General features: G+C 45.3%; 22 protein-coding genes. 6 read left to right on the top strand and 16 right to left on the bottom strand.

The features are described from left to right. Nucleotides 1-39: 39 nt before the first annotated feature. From AZI87_RS16240 to AZI87_RS16230, 3 genes are all read right to left on the bottom strand, one after another. Nucleotides 40-411, bottom strand: coding sequence for a hypothetical protein (locus AZI87_RS16240; RefSeq protein ID WP_063209195.1), 372 nt, complete (start codon nt 409-411; stop codon nt 40-42). Then, nucleotides 408-1,769: a hypothetical protein gene (locus AZI87_RS16235; protein WP_063209193.1), complete on the bottom strand. Its 1,362-nt coding sequence runs from the start codon at nt 1,767-1,769 to the stop codon at nt 408-410. The genes AZI87_RS16240 and AZI87_RS16235 overlap by 4 nt, the downstream gene beginning before the upstream one ends. Before the next feature lie 64 nt (nt 1,770-1,833). Continuing rightward, nucleotides 1,834-2,226 (bottom strand): hypothetical protein, encoded by a 393-nt coding sequence (locus tag AZI87_RS16230; RefSeq protein WP_063209191.1) that lies wholly within the window; start codon nt 2,224-2,226, stop codon nt 1,834-1,836. 177 nt (nt 2,227-2,403) lie between these two features. On the opposite strand from AZI87_RS16230, the gene AZI87_RS16225 reads away from it, so the two are divergent. Then, nucleotides 2,404-3,330: a universal stress protein gene (locus AZI87_RS16225; protein ID WP_063209189.1), complete on the top strand. Its 927-nt coding sequence runs from the start codon at nt 2,404-2,406 to the stop codon at nt 3,328-3,330. A 50-nt stretch (nt 3,331-3,380) separates the two neighbouring features. Continuing rightward, nucleotides 3,381-4,508 (top strand): hypothetical protein, encoded by a 1,128-nt coding sequence (locus AZI87_RS16220; RefSeq protein ID WP_063209187.1) that lies wholly within the window; start codon nt 3,381-3,383, stop codon nt 4,506-4,508. Here the strand turns inward: AZI87_RS16220 and AZI87_RS16215 are convergent. Both AZI87_RS16215 and AZI87_RS16210 read right to left on the bottom strand, forming a co-directional pair. Continuing rightward, complete coding sequence (locus AZI87_RS16215; protein WP_063209185.1) at nt 4,489-5,073, bottom strand: hypothetical protein; 585 nt, start codon at nt 5,071-5,073, stop codon at nt 4,489-4,491. The genes AZI87_RS16220 and AZI87_RS16215 overlap by 20 nt on opposite strands. 123 nt (nt 5,074-5,196) lie before the next feature. Next, entirely contained in the window at nt 5,197-6,096 is a 900-nt protein-coding gene (locus tag AZI87_RS16210) for an Hsp33 family molecular chaperone HslO (protein WP_063209183.1), read from the bottom strand. 84 nt (nt 6,097-6,180) lie between these two features. Between AZI87_RS16210 and AZI87_RS16205 the strand changes: the two genes are divergently transcribed. From AZI87_RS16205 to pruA, 3 genes are all read left to right on the top strand, one after another. Continuing rightward, complete coding sequence (locus AZI87_RS16205) at nt 6,181-6,672, top strand: phosphoglycerate mutase family protein (RefSeq protein WP_063209181.1); 492 nt, start codon at nt 6,181-6,183, stop codon at nt 6,670-6,672. Continuing rightward, the gene (locus tag AZI87_RS16200; protein ID WP_063209179.1) at nt 6,669-7,256 is read left to right on the top strand and encodes a fumarylacetoacetate hydrolase family protein; all 588 of its coding nucleotides are present in this window, start codon (nt 6,669-6,671) and stop codon (nt 7,254-7,256) included. Before AZI87_RS16205 ends, AZI87_RS16200 begins: the two co-directional genes overlap by 4 nt. Before the next feature lie 139 nt (nt 7,257-7,395). Continuing rightward, nucleotides 7,396-10,344 carry an L-glutamate gamma-semialdehyde dehydrogenase gene (pruA, locus tag AZI87_RS16195; protein ID WP_063209177.1) on the top strand — a complete coding sequence of 983 codons (2,949 nt, stop codon included), beginning with the start codon at nt 7,396-7,398 and terminating at the stop codon, nt 10,342-10,344. A 62-nt stretch (nt 10,345-10,406) separates the two neighbouring features. On the opposite strand, the gene AZI87_RS16190 is transcribed toward pruA, so the two are convergent. From AZI87_RS16190 to AZI87_RS16140, 11 genes are all read right to left on the bottom strand, one after another. Beyond that, a complete protein-coding gene (locus AZI87_RS16190) occupies nt 10,407-10,931 on the bottom strand; it encodes an isochorismatase family protein (protein WP_063209175.1) in 525 nt (174 codons plus the stop codon). Between the two features lie 273 nt (nt 10,932-11,204). Then, nucleotides 11,205-12,077, bottom strand: a complete 873-nt coding sequence (locus AZI87_RS16185) for an endonuclease I family protein (RefSeq protein ID WP_063209173.1) — start codon at nt 12,075-12,077, stop codon at nt 11,205-11,207. A 101-nt stretch (nt 12,078-12,178) separates the two neighbouring features. Continuing rightward, nucleotides 12,179-13,123, bottom strand: coding sequence for a rhomboid family intramembrane serine protease (locus AZI87_RS16180; protein ID WP_063209171.1), 945 nt, complete (start codon nt 13,121-13,123; stop codon nt 12,179-12,181). After that, nucleotides 13,120-14,337, bottom strand: coding sequence for an RDD family protein (locus AZI87_RS16175; protein WP_063209169.1), 1,218 nt, complete (start codon nt 14,335-14,337; stop codon nt 13,120-13,122). Before AZI87_RS16175 ends, AZI87_RS16180 begins: the two co-directional genes overlap by 4 nt. Before the next feature lie 39 nt (nt 14,338-14,376). Then, nucleotides 14,377-14,991, bottom strand: coding sequence for a hypothetical protein (locus AZI87_RS16170; RefSeq protein ID WP_063209167.1), 615 nt, complete (start codon nt 14,989-14,991; stop codon nt 14,377-14,379). A gap of 332 nt (nt 14,992-15,323) precedes the next feature. Continuing rightward, nucleotides 15,324-16,529, bottom strand: a complete 1,206-nt coding sequence (locus AZI87_RS16165) for a S41 family peptidase (RefSeq protein ID WP_063209165.1) — start codon at nt 16,527-16,529, stop codon at nt 15,324-15,326. A gap of 71 nt (nt 16,530-16,600) precedes the next feature. Further along, complete coding sequence (locus AZI87_RS16160; protein ID WP_063209163.1) at nt 16,601-17,032, bottom strand: helix-turn-helix domain-containing protein; 432 nt, start codon at nt 17,030-17,032, stop codon at nt 16,601-16,603. Nucleotides 17,033-17,972: 940 nt separating this feature from the next. Continuing rightward, complete coding sequence (locus AZI87_RS16155; protein WP_063209162.1) at nt 17,973-18,479, bottom strand: Dps family protein; 507 nt, start codon at nt 18,477-18,479, stop codon at nt 17,973-17,975. A gap of 176 nt (nt 18,480-18,655) precedes the next feature. After that, entirely contained in the window at nt 18,656-19,201 is a 546-nt protein-coding gene (locus tag AZI87_RS16150; RefSeq protein ID WP_253696931.1) for a hypothetical protein, read from the bottom strand. A 186-nt stretch (nt 19,202-19,387) separates the two neighbouring features. Continuing rightward, entirely contained in the window at nt 19,388-19,876 is a 489-nt protein-coding gene (locus AZI87_RS16145) for a hypothetical protein (RefSeq protein WP_063209159.1), read from the bottom strand. Between the two features lie 81 nt (nt 19,877-19,957). Further along, complete coding sequence (locus AZI87_RS16140) at nt 19,958-20,731, bottom strand: AMP nucleosidase (protein WP_063209158.1); 774 nt, start codon at nt 20,729-20,731, stop codon at nt 19,958-19,960. A gap of 79 nt (nt 20,732-20,810) precedes the next feature. On the opposite strand from AZI87_RS16140, the gene AZI87_RS16135 reads away from it, so the two are divergent. Further along, entirely contained in the window at nt 20,811-21,710 is a 900-nt protein-coding gene (locus AZI87_RS16135) for a pirin family protein (protein ID WP_063209156.1), read from the top strand. The last annotated feature ends 18 nt before the right edge of the window (nt 21,711-21,728 follow it).

Below are 21,728 nucleotides of genomic sequence, written 5' to 3'. Positions count from 1 at the left end.
CAGGTGTCAAAGACTTAGACACCTGCCAAGAAGCGCACTTTAATATTTTTCCCAAACATAGACCAAGTGCTCTTCTCCCATCTGCACTTCTAAATGGAGCTTTCCTCCTTCCAGCCACGCGGGAGTCCAACTTCTATACCCCAATTTCATGTCCATATCCTGCTCACACCCCGCGGCGTTCTGAGGATGAACCCAAACCACTTGTTGCATCAGCTTCCCGCCAGCGAACTCGTAAATCGCCCTGCGCTCACAGAAGCCCTTCTCTCCTTCGCGGTAATAATGAAGCGTATTCACGCCTATGTCATCGAACTGATAGCTGATTTTTAATGCGGGGTTTGGAAGAGGTAAAGGATGTCCCTGATAAATCAAACTTGAAAAAATCCAAAGTCCCAGGATTGATGTCGAGATCATTGAAAGCCCCTTTCCGCCAAAATATCTCTGGCGATTTGTCGGTCTTCATCAGACAGAAGCACCATCGGTACAACTTCTTTTAGACGTGCTCCAAAATCCATAAAATCACTTGAGGGAACCAGACGATTCAATGTCAGAAGTGCGAGCTGTCTGCCTCGGGAAGGTCCAAAACGTATTGTCAATGCCCACAGCGTGCCACTGGCAATTCCAGAGTCGTGGTAAAGACCGCCGTTCTTATCAGCGAGCTTGAGATCGTTCACAATGGAACGACGAAAAGCACCTTTTAAATAAGAGACTTCGCCCATTTTAGGATTATTCAGTTGCAACGCCGTAAAATAATCTGCAAAGGCCTCGTTCAAAGAACCGCCCTCACCTTCATAAGGAAGTCTTGCAACTGCTTCAACAAGAGCATGAACACTTTCATGAATAACAATCGAAGGATCTTGCGGAATCCGAGAATAAAATTCGTCATCGCCCGCTCCCAGACGAATTTTTCCACTGTAATAAAACGCGGCATTTGTCTTTTCTGGAGCACCAACGTGGACCTCGGCCTGAATTTGAAAAGGTATTTTTATACCCAACTGGTTTTCAAACCATTTCAAGGATTCTTCAAGATAATAGAAAACTTGAACTTGATCAAAGCGAGTGTCTTGCGGACTGAATTTGAGAGGCTCTGCGATCGAGTCAATTTTCGCCGCTGCTTGCGACCTTACAAAGAGTCGGGAATTAGACAAGGCAGGCTGGGTTTTTAGTCCCTGGAGCACGACTTCAGTCATCTGACTTTTTTTGGGCCCCTGCGGAAATAAAGACGCGACTGTATCATGAAATTGAGAGCCCACTCTTTTTACACTACGGACTTCGAGGAGACGACTGAAACACACCTCCCAAGAGATGCCTTTTCTATCAGAATAAACGATTTGCCACAAAGGTTCATAAAAGCCTCTGTTAAAGGCGATGCGAATGCCGATTTTCTCAGGCGTCACTTTTCGAAAGAGCGGAAACTTTGCTTTCAATTGCTCCAGAATAGAACTTTTCTTTTTTTGAAATTCTTCGAGATTTAGATGCTTCAATTCATCTTCTTGAAGTAAAACAGAGCCTCGCACTAACAGCTCTTGTCCCGAGGCATTTTTTAGATGTTTGACGTAGGTATTTTCGACAAGGATTCCTTGCACGATCTGATCACGTATCGCGACAACCTCTTGCAGAGATTTTATCTCTAAGGAAGGAGTTAAACTTATCTCATTTAACTTCTGAAGGGCCTTTGCCGGCTCTCCTTTTCGCCACTCTAAGATTTGAGGGCCTTTTTTTTCACTGCAGGACACCAATACCAAAACAAAAAAAAGAAAATGCTTTTTCATGACGTGCCCCGAGTATATAAAGTCACAGAGGATAAGAGACCCTGTGACTTTATTTAAAAACTAATTATTCAACTATCAAAGATTTTTCCAAGTAAGTTCCATCACCATTTTCAAAACGCAAGACATGTTTTCCAGCTGCAAACTTACCTAGGCGCACTTCTTTTTGAAACGGAATTAAAACCATTAAACACATTCCAGGACTCACGGAAGCTATCGATTTGATCTCATGAGAGTAAGTATCTATGTGAGTCACATCAGCTCTTTTCCATTTATAGCATCCATTTTGGAAGATGCCGTTAACGACAACGAAAACATCAGACGCAGAGTCAAAACCGCCGGGCACGTAAACGCCATTAATACCGATTTGAACTTCTTTCTCCACCGGGGCTGGTTGTTCTGCAAGTGCGTTCAAACTGAAAGAAACCATCGCAGCCAAAATTAAGTTTGCGATTTTCATAAATACTCCTTTTGTGGTTATGAGCTCCGCGTTCCGTCTAGAGCTTTCGGGCTCAACTCATCAATACCACTGCCACCGAGGCCGAAACATGTCTTGGATCATAAACCCTGTGTCACTTTGAAAGTTTCAGTTATTTGCTTTTTTCTGATATTCATAGATCTAACAAGGAGCTTACATATGAACACACGTTCTCTTCTGGTGGCTGACGATCTGCAAATCTCCAACGAAATACCTAAAAACAGATCCCTCGCCGTGCAAAGGCTGGGTTCTGATCTCTCTGTTCTTTTAAGCTGTCCTGCCGACTTGGTTTATGTGCATCCTTTAGATGAACAATTAGGAAGAAAGATTTTAACTTCGGACAGCCGACAAAAAATTATCGACAACACTTTGAAGAAACATGAACACGCTCTGAGAAATTTTCAAAGGCCCGGCAAACTAATAATTAAAACGGGTTGGCCGATTGAAGAGCTTGTAAAACTTGTGGGAAAAAAATCCCGCTTTGAAGCTCTGGTTTTAGGAACACGCTCTCTAAAGAGCTTAGAAAGATTTTTCTTAGGCAGCACGTCCGAAGAAGTTGTTCGTCACACCCAACGTCCCGTTTTTATCATGGGGCCCGAAGCCGTTAAAAATGAATTCCGCCTCAGCGAACATAAAAAGATGCATTTTCTTGTCGTCACAGATCTTACTAAAAAATGTCGCGCGGTCGAAACTTATGCGGTCAGCTTGGCAAAAAAAACGGGGGCCAGCCTGACCTTCTTTCACTCCCTAGCGGAGACAATGAGTACGGCACAACAATTTGCTTACGCCTCTGGCGAGGCTCTTTCGACATTTAATACCATTTTTGAAGACATGAAAAAAGATGCGGAAAATACTCTTTCAAAAAAAGTAGAGCGTTTGAAAAGAATGGGGCTGGACTGTCACTTTTACATTGAGACCGAAAATGAAAATCTTGTTGAATCCGCATTGCAATTGGAACACGAAAACGTGCAATTGATATTTATGGGTCATCAAACTCATGGCTTTGTGGCTAGCACTGTTTTAGGAAGTAATTTACGCGCGATGGTCGCAGAGGCCAAGGTACCTGTCGTGGTCGTGCGCTCGTAGTGCTTGTAATACGAAGAGGGATATTCTATTTTTTTGTTCAAGGAGCCATTATGTCAAAATTTTTAGCTATCGTTTCGTTCTTTTGTGTTTCAATAGCGTCGGGTGAAGTGAAGCCTTACATGGATCAGATGCTGCAAGAGATTTTTATATTAAAGCCGTACATTGTGTCCGATGTAGAATATAGCGATCCGAAAAATTTCGAAAAGGTCAACCAGTCCTTAAAGAATATGGTCTCACTCAGCGAAAAGATCACTCATGAAGGTAAAATTAAAGCATCGGGATTCGCAATTTCTAGCCAGGCTTTAAATCAACAACTCAAAGAAGCTGAATTGATCTATCGAGGGGGTAACAAAGATTATTCTCTTTGGATGCTGCGCTCAACTTTGAGCGTTTGTATGTCTTGTCACACGCAACTTCCGGCATCGTCTACGAAGTTTAACTTCTTTAACAAGGAAAACGTCCTTGCGAAGCCCTTTGATGAAGCTGAATTTTTATTTATTGTTCGCAACTTCGACAAGGCGATACCGATTTACGATGAGGTCATCGAAGGCTATCCCGAAAACGGCGTTTCGCTAGAGAATATCGAAAAAGCCGTTTCGCGCAAAACATACTACTTCGTCCGCGTAAAAAGAGATCTGCCGGGATTGGCTCAGTCTGTGGAAAAAAATCAAAAGAACAAGAAGCTTCCAGAAATGCTTAGAAAAAGATTGGCTAGCCTTAAGAAAGCTGCCAACAAAGCAAATAAAGATGGCTATCCAGACTTTACCTCTGAGCAAGAGCCTCAGCTTAAAGAGTACGTGGAAGCGGAACTTAAAGATGAACTCAATGGCGATTTTGATTTTTCTCCGCAAAAGGATATTTCCTATTTAAAAACTTCAAGCGTGCTTTACAAGTATTTGGATCAATATCCAAACACCCCTCTTAAGCCCGAGATTTTATACTGGCTCTCTTTCTGTGAACGACGATATGAACAAAAGGCCTTTTATTCTTTGCCTGAACTCTACTTAAAACAATGTGTCGCCGAATATCCTGGTTCGAAGGTCGCGCCTTCATGTCTGAAGGAGTATCAGGACCTCGTCACCATGGCATACACGGGCTCTTCCGGCACGCACATTCCTTCGGATATTGAGCGTGAATTAAAAAGCCTGAAAGAGCTCATTAAAAAAACGAAAAAGTAACGGACTTATCACAAGGAATCTCTACCCACTCAATCAGTTGGCTGTCTTCCTCCGCGAAGCAGCCTCCGGCCGTTGTAACGCCCGAATCTAGGCAGCTAAAACGATCATGAATATACCCCTGCTCTGTTTTGCCTTCGACTTGAGAATCTGCTCCCAGTTTTTCATCTGTAAAGACGGCATTTCCATTTGAGGCACTAATCAGGTAATTCACTTCCGTCACAATATTCCAAGCTTCCCGACCGTAGCATTCGGTGCCATCGGCTTGAATGACGTGCATTTGTTCGCACTTCTCGGACACTTTTTTGATGTTAGTTGTTGGCAGAGCCAAAAGAAAATTCTCTGGCGGAGTGTCTTTCGCATAGCCAGGTTTTATAGCGACATCACCGCGATAGTGATGTTTCTTTCCGTTGCGCTCATAGTAAATGTTAATAATTCCATCCAGCCCCGACGCCATTGCATCCATGATGACTGTCCCCGATGAATTCTTACAAACATAGCTAGAGCTGCCTGCAGAGGCAGAAACTGACGCCAACAACAAAGCTGCTAATAAAGAATATTTTTTCATAGAAGTCTCCTCAGAATGTGGTAGCACAGCCCGGGAAAATTTCTGAGTTAGAAATTTGCAACTGAATTTGAAAGCAAAAGATGCGGACAAGAGCACGAGCGCTGTCTGCGCTCGCGCCAAAAACTAATGCATGGATTCTTTATGGATTCTATTTTTGATATCTTGAATTTCAGGAACAGAGACCTTGTACGGTTTGCCACAGATCTGACAAGTGACATCAGCCTCTTCATTCTTGTTAATCATATCTTGAAGCTCTTCTTCACCCAAAGTCTCTAGAGCACGAACGACGCGATCTTTTGTGCATGGGCAGAAATACTCTAATGATTTGTCATGCTCTAATTCTTCAAAGGGAATTCCATCCATGAATGGAGCCACCAGTTGTTCTGGACTCGCACCTTCCATCAACATTTTTGAAATATTAGGCTTTTTCTCTTCGTAGTTCTGTTGAATTTTTTCGACAACAGACTCTTCCACGCCCGGCATGACTTCGATCAACACGCCACCCGCGGCCTGCACTTTACCAAAAGTATCTAAGTACACACCCAATGAAACCAAGGAACGAATCTGATGTGACTGATGCAAGTAGTGCGCAATGTCCTGACCGATTTCACCACTCACCAATTCCACAGTTCCATGGAAAGGTTGTTTTTGGAAAGGCTGATGACGAGCCACACTCAGTGTGCCGTTTCCAATGGCCTCTTTCAAACTCAATCCATTGTCATAAGTAGGAGGTTGGTATTGCGGGTTTGGAGTGTAACCACGCACATGGCCGTCATAAGAGGCCTCCGCATAAACGCTTTGCAAAGCGCCGTTCCCACGGAAAAGAAGACCGACCATTTGGCCATCTTTCAATTGGGACGCCATCAAAATCGCACCCACCATGCTGCGGCCCACCGCCACTGTCGCCAACGGATAGGTGTGCTGGAGATCTTGCATATGCTTCACAACTTCAGTCGCGTTCACTGCGGCAATACGCACAGTTAAATCTTTAGAAACAAAACGATGAACACGCTCTTTACTCATGACAAACTCCCAGACCTTATGGAAAACTAAATCGCAACGTAACAGGGCCACCCAATAAATTCAAGTATAAGAGAGCGCACCCCGATGAAGATCTACCTCTTTCGACATGCACAAAAAGCTATGGATTTTTCAGGCGATCCGGATTTGACGGCCGAGGGTCATGCTCAGGCGTCAAAACTTCTCGACAAGGTGCTCAAAAAAGAATTGCCGACGCCGACAGAGCTTTGGGTGTCCCCGAAGAAGCGCACCCATAGCACGTTCCGTCCTTTGGCTCAGCACTTCGATCTTCCCTTACAAAATACAGATGAGCTTTTAGAGCAACAAGGTGACGAAAACTTGTCGGAGTTTCGCTCACGTATCCAGAAACTTTTTGAGCGTTTGGCTGAAAACAAAAAGGCCGTGGTTTTCTTGTGTTCGCATTATGATTTGGTGGTGGAAGCATTAGCCGTAGTTCCCAGTGATAAAGATTTTTCGGATTCAGAATATTCTCACTGGAGCCCCTGTCAGTACGTGGGCTTTGAAGTGAAAAGCGATGGTGTCTTTGAGTTTATCGAATTTAAAAGGGTGCATTTATGATTCAAAATATCTGGGCTGTGGGTCGCAATTACGCTGAACACGCAAAAGAGCTTGGCAACGAAGTGCCGACAGAACCTTTGTTGTTTTTAAAGGCGGGAAGCTGCGCTACTTTAGCAGCGAAAGAGCTTCATCTCCCCTCTTGGAAAAATGAATTGCACTACGAAACAGAGCTGGCTTTGCAGTTTGATGACAACTTGCAAATCGATGCGGCTTGCATTGCTTTAGATCTTACGGATCGCGAAAAACAAAACCAGCTGAAAGCGAAAGGCCAGCCTTGGACCTTAGCAAAAAGCTTCAAAGGCGCCTGTCCCCTTTCTGAGTTTTTTCCGGTTTCTGACTTAGAGGATCTTAAAAATCTGGATATCGTCTTGAAGGTGAACGGCGAGCTTCGCCAACAAGGCAACACGTCCCAAATGATCTTTGGCTTTGAAGAGCTGCTTCAGTTTGTGCGTACCCACTTCCCGGTGATGCCCGGGGATTTACTTCTTACAGGGACTCCTCCGGGTGTGGGTGCCTTTAAAAAAGGCGATCTTCTGGAAGCTGAAATTCCAGGAAAGATGAAACACAGCTGGAAAGTCGTTTAATTCGCTATAAATCCAAGGCGTTTTCACTCTATGACGCCTTGGTCCAATTCTATCAAATCTCCCCGACTTTGTTCCTGCAAATTACTTGAGTTTTTACTTCCCTAGAGGGAATATGCGGCCCTCTCATTGAGGTAAAAATATGAACGACATCCAATCGCAAATCGTCGCGCGCGGCGAAGAGATTATGAAGCGTATGGAAGGCCAGTCAAAGGCTTCCATTTTCTCAAAAGATTTCTGGTACGGCTCCATCATGGAATGGAGTATGAAAAATGAAAAATTCAAAACCAACATGTTCCGCTTTGTGGACGTACTTCCTTCTATCAACTCGGGTGATGAAGTCGCTCGCCACTTGAAGGAATACTTTGCTGAAGATGGCGGAAAACTTCCTCCTGTTTTCAACGTGGGTTTGGGATTGGGTTCTTTGGCTCCGGGCTTGATGGCCGGTGCTATTAAGAAAAACGTCGTGGGTATGGCGCAAATGTTTATCACGGGTGAAAACCCTGACGAGGCGTTGCCGGTACTGAAAAAAGCGCGCAAAAACAAAATGACTTTCACTGTCGACATCTTGGGTGAAGCCATTCTTTCTGAAAAAGAAGCGCAAGAGTACACGAACAAATACGTGGAACTTGTGAACTGGCTCGCGAAAGACGCTGAAAAGTGGGATGAAGTTCCACAGATTGATCGCGATCATGAAGGTGCAATGCCGAAAGTAAACGTGTCTGTGAAAATGACAGCACTTTACTCGCAAATCAAAGACACAGCTTGGGATGAAACGAAGAAAATCTTGAAAGATCGTATGCGTCCGGTATTCCGTTTGGGAATGCAAAAAGGCGTGTTCATCAATCTGGATATGGAACAGTACTCTGTAAAACACCTGACTTTGGAAGTTTTCACAGAGCTTATCAATGAGCCTGAATTTAAAAACTACAAATACTTCGGTATCGTGATCCAAGCTTACCTTCGTGATTCTTTCGAAGACTGCAAAATGTTGACAGACTTCGCAAAAACTCGCGGCACTCCATTCTGGGTTCGCCTAGTGAAGGGTGCTTACTGGGACTACGAAACTATTGAAGCTGAACAACGCGGCTGGCCCGTTCCTGTTTACACGAACAAAGCCGAGTCCGACGCCAACTACGAAGTGTGCGCGAAGTACTTCCTTGAAAACATCAAATACATCCGCCCGGCTTTTGCGTCTCATAACGTCAGAACTATCGCGGCTTGTATGGTCTATGCTGAAAAATTGAATATTCCAAAAGAAGCTTTGGAATTCCAAATGCTTTACGGAATGGCTGAGCCGATTAAGAAAACTATCGTCGACATGGGTTACCGCATGCGTGAGTATGCTCCCGTAGGTGAATTGATCCCGGGCATGGCTTACCTCGTTCGCCGTTTGCTTGAGAACTCATCCAACGAATCTTGGTTGCGTGGAAAATTCGCGGATAACAAAACAACAGCAGAACTTTTGAAAGACCCTGCTCAAGGTTTGACTCCGACATCTCCGATCCTTCCTAAAAAACCAGGCAAGTTCTATAATGAACCTCTTCTTGATTTCGCTGTGAAAGCAGATCGCGAAAAGATGCTCAAAGCGCTGGCTGACATGAAGGCGTCTTTGCCCGTGAATGTTCCTGTTGTGATCAACAACAAAGAAATTCGCACGGATAAAAACTTTGATCGCGTGAATCCTTCTGAATCTTCCCAAGTGGTTGGTAAGATCAACATGGCCTCTGTCGAACATGCCGAACAAGCAATGCAGGCCGCGCAATCTGCTTACAAAACTTGGAAGAATGTGCCTTGTGAGCAGCGTGCGGCTTTGGTTGATAAGCTTGCTGACTTGATGGTTCGCGATAAATTCAAATTGATCGCAACTCAGGTGATGGAAGTCGGTAAACCATGGGCCGAAGCCGATGGTGATGTTGCGGAAGCCATCGACTTCTGTCGTTACTACGCTCGCGACATGCGCCACCTGCAAAAGCCGTTGCGCGTGGGTGGATTGCCTGGTGAACTTTCTCACTACATCTATAAATCTCGTGGTGTAACTGCCGTTATTGCTCCTTGGAACTTCCCGTTGGCGATTTTAGCCGGCATGGTGACGGCCGCGGCGGTGACTGGAAATACCGTGGTGATGAAACCTGCAGAACAATCTTCTGTGGTGGCTTATGGTTTGATGAAGCTTGTTCAAGAGGCGGGCTTCCCGGCGGGTGTTATCAACTTCCTTCCTGGTTTCGGTGAAGAAGTGGGCGAACATATTGTGAACCACAAATTCACAACAACAATTGCATTCACAGGCTCTAAAGCTGTCGGTCTTCATATCCTGAACCGAGCTTCTCATGTTCAACCCGGCCAAACTCACGTAAAGAGATGCATTATCGAGATGGGCGGTAAAAATGCCGTGATCATCGATAACGATGCGGATCTTGATGAAGCCGTGGATGGTGTCTTGTACTCTGCTTTTGGCTTTAGCGGTCAGAAGTGTTCAGCAGCAAGCCGTGTGATCGTTCTTGATGAAGTTTACGATCGTTTCACAGATCGTTTGGTCGAAGCGGCGAAGTCAATCTCGGTCCTTGCGGCAGAAAATCCAAAGGCCTATATGGGTCCTGTGGTAGATCAAGAAGCGCATGAGCGCATCATGAACACGATTGCCGAAAACGAAAAAACGCAGAAACTTCTGTTCAAAGGCCAAGCGCCGACGAACGGGTTCTTTGTTCCACCAACAATCTTCGGTGACGTTGCTGGTGATTCGAAACTAGCGCAAAACGAAATCTTCGGTCCGGTGGTAGCAGTAATCCGTGCTAAAAACTTGGATCAAGCTTTGGAAATCGCCAATAGCACAGAGTACGCTTTGACTGGTGGTGTTTTCTCTCGAAGCCCTGCCAACATCGCACGCGTTAAAGAAGAATTCGAAGTGGGTAACTTGTACATCAACCGTGGCATCACCGGTGCGATGGTGGATCGTCATCCATTCGGTGGTTTCAAAATGTCGGGTATCGGTTCTAAAACCGGCGGCCCTGATTACTTGAAACAATACATGGAGCCAGCGGCCGTGACAGAGAACACTCTTCGTCGTGGTTTTGCTCCCGCGGAAGAATAGTTTCGAAACTCTTTTAAAACTAAAAAGGCTTCGTAGTGATACGAAGCCTTTTTTTATTCCACTTAGATAGCGACGTCATCCACACGCCACAAATCCACTTTATCGCGAAGTTTCGCATTGATGCTGGCGATGATTTCCGAGGCTTTTTGAGTGGCAGAATCATAAGTGCTGTGGGCATCGGAAACCAGAATCACTTCGAATCCCGCCTCGAGGGACTTTTCACAATTCGTGACTACGCAATATTCAGACTGCAAACCTGCGATGATGAGCTTTTTAATTCCCATCTGCTTCAGGCGTTTTTCTAGATCATTTTCAGCAAAGGCACTGCACTCGGTTTTTTGAATGATCAGGTCGCCGATGGCGATCTCTAGCTCGGGATGAATCAACCAGCCTGGGGTGCGGGGTTCATCAGGCTCACCGGCCGTGCCATTATTTTGAACAAAAACAACTTGGGTGCCGGATGCGCGGGCTAAGGAAAGCAACTTTTTAAGACGTTCCAACAGATGTTCGGCTTCAAAGACGGGTCTTTTCGGATCAAACATATTCACCTGAGCATCGACTATCATTAAAGCTGTGCCTTGATTCATAATAGACCCCAAAAAGAACAAAACCCACGGTATTTCTACCGTGGGTTATTCATTTATAAAAGAAAAATAGAGGTGAGAACATCATGCTCCCCGAGACCTTCCGTGGTATCACCCCTCCCGTAGAAATGATTGCAACACAACAATTTCAGCATTGCAAGAGTCTAATTTCAGTTTTTTTAAGAAATTTATTGAATTCTTCGAACAAGTGAATGCAAAAAACAAAAAGCCCGTGGTCGACGGGCTTTTGTAATTCAAAAATTTATTATGTTCAGTTTAGAAGTCAGCGATTTTGTCAGCCAACTCTGGGAAATCGATGAAGGGATTTCGGTTTGCTTGAGCTTTGAAGATTTCGTTGTTTCTTCTCATCTCTTCTTCATCAACCGGGTCTTCGTTATGCCATTTGCGAAGAACAACTTCTTCGCGCTGATCAATCGGAAGATCATAACGGATCGAAAAGTAGAACAAAGCACGTGCTACGTTCCCTTTGTGAGCCGTCGGTGGTTCGAAAACCTCATCAGAACCCGCCGTGCCCAAACCAAATCGTGAAGCCGGGCATTTTAAGTCCATCAAATCTTGCGACACTTCACCAAAAGGATTGTTCCCACGGATAGAGTTCAATTGTGAATCTGTTGGGAAAAGATGGTGAAGATCTGATTTCTGCACTTCATCTGGGAATCTGCGAGTGAAATGGCTTTGTGGCCACGTGTGCTCAACATTGATCACGCCATTATCTGGAATGCGGCCGGGTGCTGGAGGAGTGCCTCTGAAGTCAGCACGTCTTTTATCTTTATCACAGTAAACATCGTGAACGGCATAACCATTGTTGCCATCTTTTACTAGGTAGTAGTTGCCCAACAAGAAGACTCTGGCAGCACCATAACCGATCGCGCTGTGAGCGTAACATTTGCCTTGTCCGGCCTGGCAGCTCTTCACGATCATGTCTAAAGCTCCGGCACGTTGTACGTGGTAGCTTCTAAGAACGGCTTTTAATCTTGTTTGTAGATCTCTGTTGGAAACGCCCGCTTTAAGATCACGGTAGAATTCTTCACCGTAGTACGGGATCACTGTCGATTGCGACGCATTCGCAACGCCAACGGATAATAATGTAAGAACAATCACTGACTTAATGAGCTTCAATAGCTTCATTCGGGTCCACCATTTCGTTTGTGGGTGATTTTACAGCCTCTGGGGTCCCAATGTGTCTCAAGCGTAATAGAACTGTCAACGGCTATATATTAATTACAATGTCAGGATTGAGTTAAAACCGAACTCGTCGGAGCTTTCCAACGATAAAGAAGCGCCACGAAAACGCCTAAGAATGTGCCGCCAAGATGAGCAGCGTAGGCCACCCCTCCCCCTAAGCCCTCAGGTGTCGACCAGAAATTAGCAAGGTCTACAAGCAAGAATAAGGGAATGATCAGCAGGGTCGGTAAATAAATCGGACCGTAGTGCCCGGGCATGGGCGAAACGAAATAAAGGTAACGAATGCGTTTTCGAGTTTCAGCCACGCAGTAAAATGCGAGAAGCGCACTGATTGAGGCGCTCGCCCCCACCATCGGGACTGTTCCATGAGCCTCAGAGAATAAAAAGCCTGCGCCCCCAGCAATACCGCCGAGCATGTATAGAAAGAGCAAGGCTCCACTTCCCACTAAGGCTTCGACCGCAATGCCAATCACGGCCAAGAAAGCTAAGTTTGAAATTAAATGAATCCAGTTTGAGTGCGAGAACTGATAGGTCACCCAAGAAAGCCCGCCTTTTTCATAAGAACTCAGACCAAATCGAAATAAAAGTTGTTCCTGATACTTCTTTCGAAACTCTTGAATGTCGGAACGCCACTGATTGATTTGAATTTCATCGCCCTTATAGGCCCAGGTTTCCGCCGTCGCTAAATAACGAGCGTCGCGAAGGGCGTAAGCCCCTAAAACACCCAATTGTTCGACATTGTTCGATGTCACTTCATGCACCCACGCTGGCTTCTCATAAAGAAGTTCTGCAGGTAAAGTTTGAAGATATTGGTAGTAAAGTCGGCCCGTCAAAGTCAGACCGTCTTTTTGCAAAAGACTTGCTGAAGAAATTGAATTCGGTGCACCACTAAAGATCAATAAGAAGATAAATACATTCAACACCACAAGCGTGATCGTTAGTGGGTAGCGTGTATAACTTCTAAAATCTTCGGGAGCTGGGAAAATCATGGAACCTCGTATCTTTCTTTGAAAGTCTCAATGAAAGATTCATCCGAGGCACTGGCAGGAACACGTCCCTTCTTTTTAGGATGCGCATAGGCCATCTCATTAAGGCCCCACACCGAACGGACAAAACGTTTTTCCAATGCTGCTTTTAGCGCTGGCACTTTCTGCAACTCTTCGATTAAAGCAAGACTTGCGACGAAATCTTGTTCGGCGTACTTTTCATCAGATTTTAGAAGCTGAGTAATCCACAGTTTCGGATCCGCATGATCTAGCTCTTCTTTTTCTCCATCTTCCAACATATAACGAGCTGTCGCACAAGTTGGTGAAGAAGAGTCTTCACAGATTTTATCGAAATACTTTTCCTGCTCCGACTCTGATGCCGTTAAATACTTTGCCAGATACGCTAGATCCTGAGACGCGACCGGGTCACTCCACAAAGACACATCCGCTTCTTTGCTTAAACACTCAGGAGAGATTTCATTTAAGAGATAAAGCACCAAAGCCGCATCCATTCGTGAAGACGTCGTCAACTCGGTACTTTTAATTTCTTTACACGAAGCCACACTGCGGTTTTCTTTCGAGGCATACTCCCCGACTTGAAGAGAATGATATGTTTTAAAGAAACCGATCACGATAAATAATAGTAAAAATAAAAAGCTCATGCGCATCCAAGATGCGATGAATTTTGATTCCAGAGGATGAGGGCCGTCATCAGGAACATGTTTCAAAGTCATGACCATGGTGTCGGAAGCTCTTTCATGGAAAGCGCGACGCAATGGATGGCTGACGACTTCTAAAAATGGAATAGCTAGAACCAAGAATCCAGTGCACCACAAAAAAGCGCGGGTCGCACACTGATTTATTGAAAGCCGATTCTGTGCGTGAGGAAAAGACACCACACGCATTTGCATAAAGAGCTGCCCGGGAGTTGCCTGCCAATAATACAAAAACACCGTTTGCAATAAGCATATAAAGAAGATCGCAACGGCAATAACCAACGTCGCTGAAATCATTCCTTCCGCTGAAGAGACATCTAAAAGAAAATACGTTTTTGTCTGACGAACCAATCCCGAAATAATTAAACTGATCACCGGAGAAAAAATCAGAAAGTCCAAGACAAGGGCGATAAAACGATCCGACACCGAAGCAATCGGTGTCGCGGTTTTTTCATTCGAAGATGGAGTAGACTGTGGAGCCGATAGATCGCGAAATACCATATGGATCGTATCGGCTTGGGACAGGAAAGACTAAAGCAATTATTGTGTAAAATTGATCGCCGAAACGCGACCTTGTTCATCTGTCACGAACTGCGCGCGACCAACGATTTCTTTAGATTCAGAGATCAAAGAGTACACTGGACCTTCCGCTGAGTTTTGCGCCAAGCTGACTTGGTCAAAACCAATGCCGAAAGCTTCGGAATACTTCGTTAAGAACTCTGCTTTATCAGAAATAGCCATTGGCTGATCACCGGCTTGAGCATCGATGAACTCAAGGCTTTCGATTTTGCCTTGAGCGAGCTTCATACCGTAACGACCTTCCAAAAATCCAAAGATCAATTCATCACGAAGAGTGGGTGCAACGGCCAAACTGCCGGCCACAGCGTTTTTATCCGACGCTAATTTCTTAGCGAGGTCTTGTTCCCACTTCACATCTTTGGCCAATGCCGCTGATTCAATACTAGCGACACCACGATTGCCATTTGTGGTTAATGTTTCTGGCCCTTGGACCAACCACTGATTCAGGAAAACAGACATAATGAGTACGGAAGCAATGGAAAGAACAAGAACTGCTTTTTGCTCTTGAGCTTTATCCTGCAATCTTTTTCTTACTGACTGAGCTTTTGGAAATTCAATCACGCTTGCATTCCTCATATGTTTCCCCTCGTAAAATGATATTACTCATTAGTGCGAGGACTGTGCCGTCTATAAGTCTATCTTATTCTCGCTCGCTGCAAAAGAGCTGAACAGCCGAACAAAAGATGTTTGACGTATTAAAATGATCATCTCATTTCAAGACGAAAAAATTAACTGCCAAACCGCAAAACTAACTCCAAGGCCAGTTTCAGCAACCTATCGAAGGCTGTTCAAAAAGCTTCAGCCTCAAGGCGGAGGACTTTCCCGCAGCGATGGCGTGCTAGCAGCACGTCGGAGCGAGGACAAAGCCCGACCGACAACGCAGTCGGATGGGCCTTTTTCAACAGCCTTCAATCTAGAGCACGCTTTACCCAGGAGTCTATTCCCGCCTGCATCTCATTCAAGTTGTAATAGAGAACTTTATCTAACTCGACACCCTGCCCTTCGATTTTGTACTTGTTGTGGCTGAGGTACAGAGCTTCCGGGATTGAGATCTCCACTCCCGGTCCTACCTCATTCAGCGGATACCAAACGCCCACAAGCATTTGGCCGCGACTAGGACTTCCTAATAGGGGGGCTTTTTTAAATTCTTTAAGAGCTTGTGCGACCATCTCGGCCACCGACGCCGTTTTTCCATCCACCAGGACTTTGATATCGCCGCGGAAGCAAGTGTCCTGTTTGAAAGTTTTTAGGAGCACTTCTTTGCTGCGGTCTAAAATCTCTAACTGCTTTTCATCGCGCAAGTCATCAGGAAGTTCAGCTGTCACATTGTGCGAATAGCGCGGTCGCACGATACGCCCGACCTCTTCCGGTTGACACAGAATCAACGAAAGAAATCTCAAACCGGCAACGAAGTTTCCACCTGCATTGCCTCTAAGATCGATAACCAGCCGATTGACGTTCTGAAGTTTCTTTTGAAGCTCGGCGATTTTTTCATCGGCGAAAAAATCGGCACGAAATGAAGGGATTTGAATCATCGCCGCTTTGTTTTTTAGATCTTCAAAGCTGACTTCTTCTTTGCGAACGATATGAGCGGCTTTGATTTGAAAAGAAATTTCCTGTTCTTTTCTTTCGATCAGGTACGTGCCCGATTCAGTCGCAGCCTCCCAAGGATTGGGCTGTTCGCGGTTGATGCTTTTAATAACGTCGCCCTTTTTTAAGCCGGCCAAAGCCCCAGGCGAGTTGGGATGAAGTTTGAAAATCACAAGCTCACTGTCGACGAACTCGGCTTCAATTCCTGTTTCTAAGGCTTCTCCTCTCCAGATACTCTTCACTTCAGAAGAGTCATAGACCTCGAGATGAGAAACGTTGAGCAAACCCAACACATTGTTGATATCTTTAATGACTAATTTTTTGGGCGAATAAGGCGTCACCAGGCGACTGCGACGATGGCAGATGCGATTCCATTTTTTGACTTGGTCGTCTTCCAGAAAAATTTTTGAGGAAACTAAATCACAGACCACCGGATATGGGTTCACGAAACTTTTTTGCAAAGTGAAATGATACGCTCCGAAGGCGCAGCTGAGTGCTAGTAGTATGGCAAGAACACGACTCATTCCGAAAGGTCCCCGAAAAAACAAAGACCGAGTGTAAACACCCGGTCTTCGGTTTTCAATTCAAAAGGGTCTTAAGCAGCCACTTTCTTCTTACGAGCTGCTGAAGGATCGATGTGATATTGTTTTACTTTACGATACAAAGTCGCGCGACCAATACCCAAAGCTTTCGCAGCTTCAGTCAAGTTGCCTTTGTATTGTACGATAGCGTTTTCGATAGCATGAGCTTCAAGCTCTTCCATTTTTTGTACGCTAGATGAAGTTGCTGTCGCTGTTGGGAACTGGATTACGTTACCGCCAGCATCAGAATTTACTGGGCTGTTACCTGAAATCAAAGCAGGAACACCAGCTACTAGTTGTTGTCTGAAAAATGCATTATCAAGACCTTCTCTCCATTGTGAAGATGAATAGGCTTGAACTGTCACATCGTGTGTTTCCCAGTACTTCTTTGCGTTCTCAATCGTTTCCTGGTTATCGCTCACCACGATCATTACTGTGCGTGACATTTAAATCCTCCCCTTTTGAAACATTATTCAATGCTAATTGACTCACTTTGTACCTATCGGCGTATCACGCTGAGAATTTAGGGCCAGGTGCGATTTTTTTTTGAGACAGTTTAAGTTGGGGGAAAGACTGGGCTTTCTGCCGGGTTATTTTGGGTCTTGATTTCTATTCGGGGTTTCGGTTGGCTGGGAACGAATATAGGGGTGGCTCCGCGGCGGTCGGCACGCCATCCGGGCTCAATCGTCGCCGCCTTCGGCGGTTCGCGCCGTCGTGGCGCCGACGAAGGCCGACCTTTGCGGGGCCTCCCCTATATTCGTTCCCAGCCTCGTAGTCCGGTTAGTAATCAACTTCTAAATACCGCAAGATATGTCTTAACCTTGGCAGGCTGCTCAAAAATTTATCTTGGTGGGAGTGGGCTTGCGTGTGGAGATTTGTTTTGGGTTTGCTGCTTTTTGTTTTTAGCAGATGCCTTCGGCTGGGATCTTGTTGCTAGTGCGACTCCGGCTTTGCGAAGTCGTTTCTACCATCTTTGTTCGTTCATTCTTCGTTCACCACTTCACTCTACCGGTTGAGAATTGTGCTTGGACTTCAAAAACTTCCAAACTGAAAACACTTGCTGCTTCATTCTACTGCCACGGAGGCAGTAAGCGATTGCGTCACTCTGGGAGAGCGAAAAGCCTCCTGGCTCCCCTGGCTATCGGGCTTCAAGCATAACTTCACTGCCATCGTGGCAGTGAGCAACTACGTCGGCGCTTATCCTTTCGCAAACAAAGTTACTTCCACGGTGGAAGTGAAAGCAGGATCACCCGTTTTACCGCCACCGTGGCGGTAAGCGGTTGCGTTAAGTTTTAAGTTTTAAGTTTACGCTCTAGATTCAAAAATAAAAAAGCCCCGAGGATTCCCCAGGGCTTTTTCTATTTTTAAAATTCCGGAATTAAAGAACTACTCTTCCAACAAGCTTCTTAGCATCCACGCATTCTTTTCGTGAAGTTGCATACGTTGTGTAAGAAGATCCGCGCTCACTTCGTCCCCCGCTTTTTCTACTTTCGGGAAGATCGAGCGAGCTGTTTTTACAACCGCTTCTTGGCCTTCTACCAATTGGCGGATCATTTCTTTTGCTGATGGAACGCCGTCTGGTTCTTCGATGCTTGTTAGTTTTGCAAATTCTTTATAAGTGCCTGGTGCCGGAACGCCTAAAGAGCGGATTCTTTCTGCGATCAAGTCTACGGCCGTAGCTAGTTCTGTGTATTGAGTTTCAAACATCAAATGCAAAGTTTGGAACATTGGGCCTGTCACGTTCCAGTGGAAGTTGTGCGTTTTTAGATAAAGAGTGTAAGAGTCAGCTAGAAGTCTGGAAAGACCGTCTGCGATTTTGATTCTGTCTGCTTCTGGGATTCCGATATCGATGGCTACCGCGCTTGATTGTGATTTCTTTTTAGAAGATTTCATAGGAACTACCTTTCCTTCTTTAAGAGTACCTTCAAACTGTAAACTAAAAGAGAATCATCAGGAAGTTTTGTCGGGTCTGTGTGCTGTGCGATAAAAGAAAAAAGCCAAGGGTGGAGACCCTTGGCTTTGATGGTTACAACAATTTAAGTCGTTTTACTGCAACCCGCGAACGCGGATTATCTACGGCCGGATTTGATTTTCACTTGAAGTTTAGAGATCAAGTGAACAGCCATTTTTTCTTGAACTTTACACATCTTAAGTTCGTCACGGCGATAAGAGCGTTGTGACGGAGTCAAAGTTCCAGTTTCAAGTTCCATTTCATAATCAAGTTTAGAAGAACGGATGCCTTCCAACTCTTTTGTCTGTTGTTTGAAGAGTTTTGTTACGCCTGACAAAGGAGCAACTTCAATCCACTCTTCTTTACCACGATACCAGCTCACCATTCTTAGGAAACGAGCTTTATTTTTTGCCAAAGTGAACTTAGGGAAACCTGTGTCTGGCAATTCTAAGATATTTTCGATTTCATCCAGGTTCGTGTCGTCTTCTTCGCCTTCCATCAACAAGTTGCCAGCCATAGTAGCTAAAGCAGCTTCTGCCTCAAGGTCCTCGTCCATGTCTGCTTCGAAAGCAGAGGTTTTCTTCATCTCTTTTTCGTTATCTAGGTCCAAGTCTAAGTCAGAGTCGATTTCTTCCGCTTGCATGTTAGTGCCAGGATTGATCAAAGCGAGCCTCCCCAAAATGTACTTCAGTTGTAGTGATTAAAGTGGTGCCAGTTATATCGCACATTTCAAAATGACACAACATGTTAATTGCGTGAAAAAAGGTGAATTTACGAAAAGGGCCCCTATGAAACCGAGGCCTTTTTCTATTTTCCTATCGAATTTTCATGCTCAAACTTTGGGCATTTGTCATCGTACAGCGATGATATCTACTCGGTAACTCCCTAACTTTTTCCAGAAGCGCTCGGACTTGGCAGAGATATCAATTCGATAAATAGGTCGCCCATCCAAAGCGATTTCTTTCATCGCGCCGGAACGTAAATTTCCCTGAAGCGTGTACAAACTTCTCTCTACCATGTTGTCAGCGTAAAGAACTTTCACTTCTTTCACATCAATCTCATTGCGTGAGCCGACCAAACGAATACTCACAACTCGCGCTAAATCAAAACGTGGATAAAACTCGGTATCTTTAGAACCAAAGCGTCCCGTATCACCCTCACCTAACGAATAAGGAATAAACTCCTCACGAGGCGGCTCGCTGGGAATAGGGTCGCCGGGACCAGGCTCATAAGGCGCATCGGGAAGCGGCCGAGGAGTGGCTTGAACTTCGTAAGAATCAAATGCCCAAGAAGTCGAAACAGAAATTAAAGTAACAAAAAGAATCATCCAGCGAGTCATGCAGTGAGCCTCCATTTAGGAGTTAGAAGCTATTCGAACTGCATGACTTTGGAAATTTCAGGAACAAGATTTTGTGTGAAATCAATCCCAGCGCAAGTGTTTCACGGATTCACCGGAATCACGCAACTCGCGCAAAGCATCGATACCAATGTTCAGATGCTTGTCGACAAAATTAGCGGTGACTTTTTTATCACTCTCTTCTGTCTTCACGCCATCGGGAATCATCGGGTTATCAGATACCAGCAACAAAGCGCCGCGAGGAATTTCGTTTACGAACCCCGTAACGAAGATCGTCGCTGTTTCCATATCCACAGCCATCGCACGCGTTTTAGCCAGGTAATCTTTGAAGTTTTCGTCGTGCTCCCATACGCGACGGTTCGTCGTGTATACCGTGCCCGTCCAGTAGTCGCATTGATGTTTCGCGATCATTGAAGAAACCGCTTTTTGCAAACGGAAGGATGGCAAAGCCGGGATCTCTTCAGGAAGGTATTCATTACTCGTTCCTTCACCGCGGATGGCCGCGATCGGAAGAATAAAATCACCCAATTGGTTTTTCTTTTTCAAACCACCACATTTTCCAAGGAAAAGAGCCGCTTTAGGATTTATCGCGGTTAAAAGATCCATACACGTTGCAGCAAGAGCGCTTCCCATACCGAAGTTTAAGATAGTGATGTTTTCGGCTGTTGCTGATTGCATCGGGCGGTCAAGACCGCGCACTGGGACATCGAACTTTTCTGCGAACATCTTCACATAATTGCCAAAGTTCGTAAGCAAAATGTACTGACCAAATTCGTTCAAAGGCACGCCCGTGTAGCGAGGCAGCCAGTTATCGACGATTTCTTTTTTTGTTTTCATGCTACTCCTTAAATTTTCATTCACATGCTAAATTGGTTAAGGCTATCATGAGTTTCCACAGAATGAAAGGGGACATAATATGAGTTCTACACAAAATAATATTCTTATGGAGATTGCTCCCCGTCTTGTCTCTGTCGGTGGCCCCACTGTGCACCGCTTGATGCCGTATGCGAAAAAACGCATGATCGGTCCGTTCATTTTTTTCGACTACTTTCCAGCAACGGATTTCCCTGCGGGAGAAGGCATGGAAGTGCGCCCTCATCCACACATCGGTCTTTCTACTTTGAGTTATTTACTTGAAGGTGCCGTTCTTCATCACGACAGTTTAGGACATAAACAACTTCTGACTCCTGGAGATGTCAATTGGATGACAGCGGGAAAAGGCATCTCCCACTCTGAACGCGTCCCCCCCGAACTTCATGGCAAAGCTCATCGCCTGCACCTACTGCAATTCTGGGTGGCTTTGCCCTTAGCGGAAGAAGACCGTGAGCCCTCGTTCAAACATCACGCCGCTTCCGACATTCCACGATTCCAAGTGGGCGATGCGGATGTACGCCTTGTCGCAGGAAGCGCTTTTGGAAAAACGTCGCCTGTCGATGTGTATTCAAAACTTTTCTTCATGGACGTGCACCTGAAAAAAGGCGGCATTTTTGAATTTGATCCAGGCTCTCAGGAACTTGCGTTCTTCATCATTAAAGGAAAGCTATCTTTGGGAGAAAAAGAAATCGGTCCCGATGACTTTGTAATCTTAGAGCATGACTCGTCGTTAAAGATCACAGCAACGGAAGACACTCAAGTTGTGGTGTTGGGTGGAGATTCATTCCTTGAGCCTCGTCACATCTATTGGAACTATGTTTCGTCTTCGAAAGAGAAGATCGAGAAAGCAAAGCAAGCTTGGATGGATGGCAGCTTTCCGCAAGTGCCCGGAGAGCCCGACATCATCCCACTTCCCACGCCCACGCCAACTCCTTTAAGTTAGAAAACAATCCCTTACTGC

The organism is Bdellovibrio bacteriovorus, assembly GCF_001592745.1.
Lineage (GTDB): Bacteria > Bdellovibrionota > Bdellovibrionia > Bdellovibrionales > Bdellovibrionaceae > Bdellovibrio > Bdellovibrio bacteriovorus_B.
This window is presented reverse-complemented; position numbering and strand designations above follow the sequence as displayed.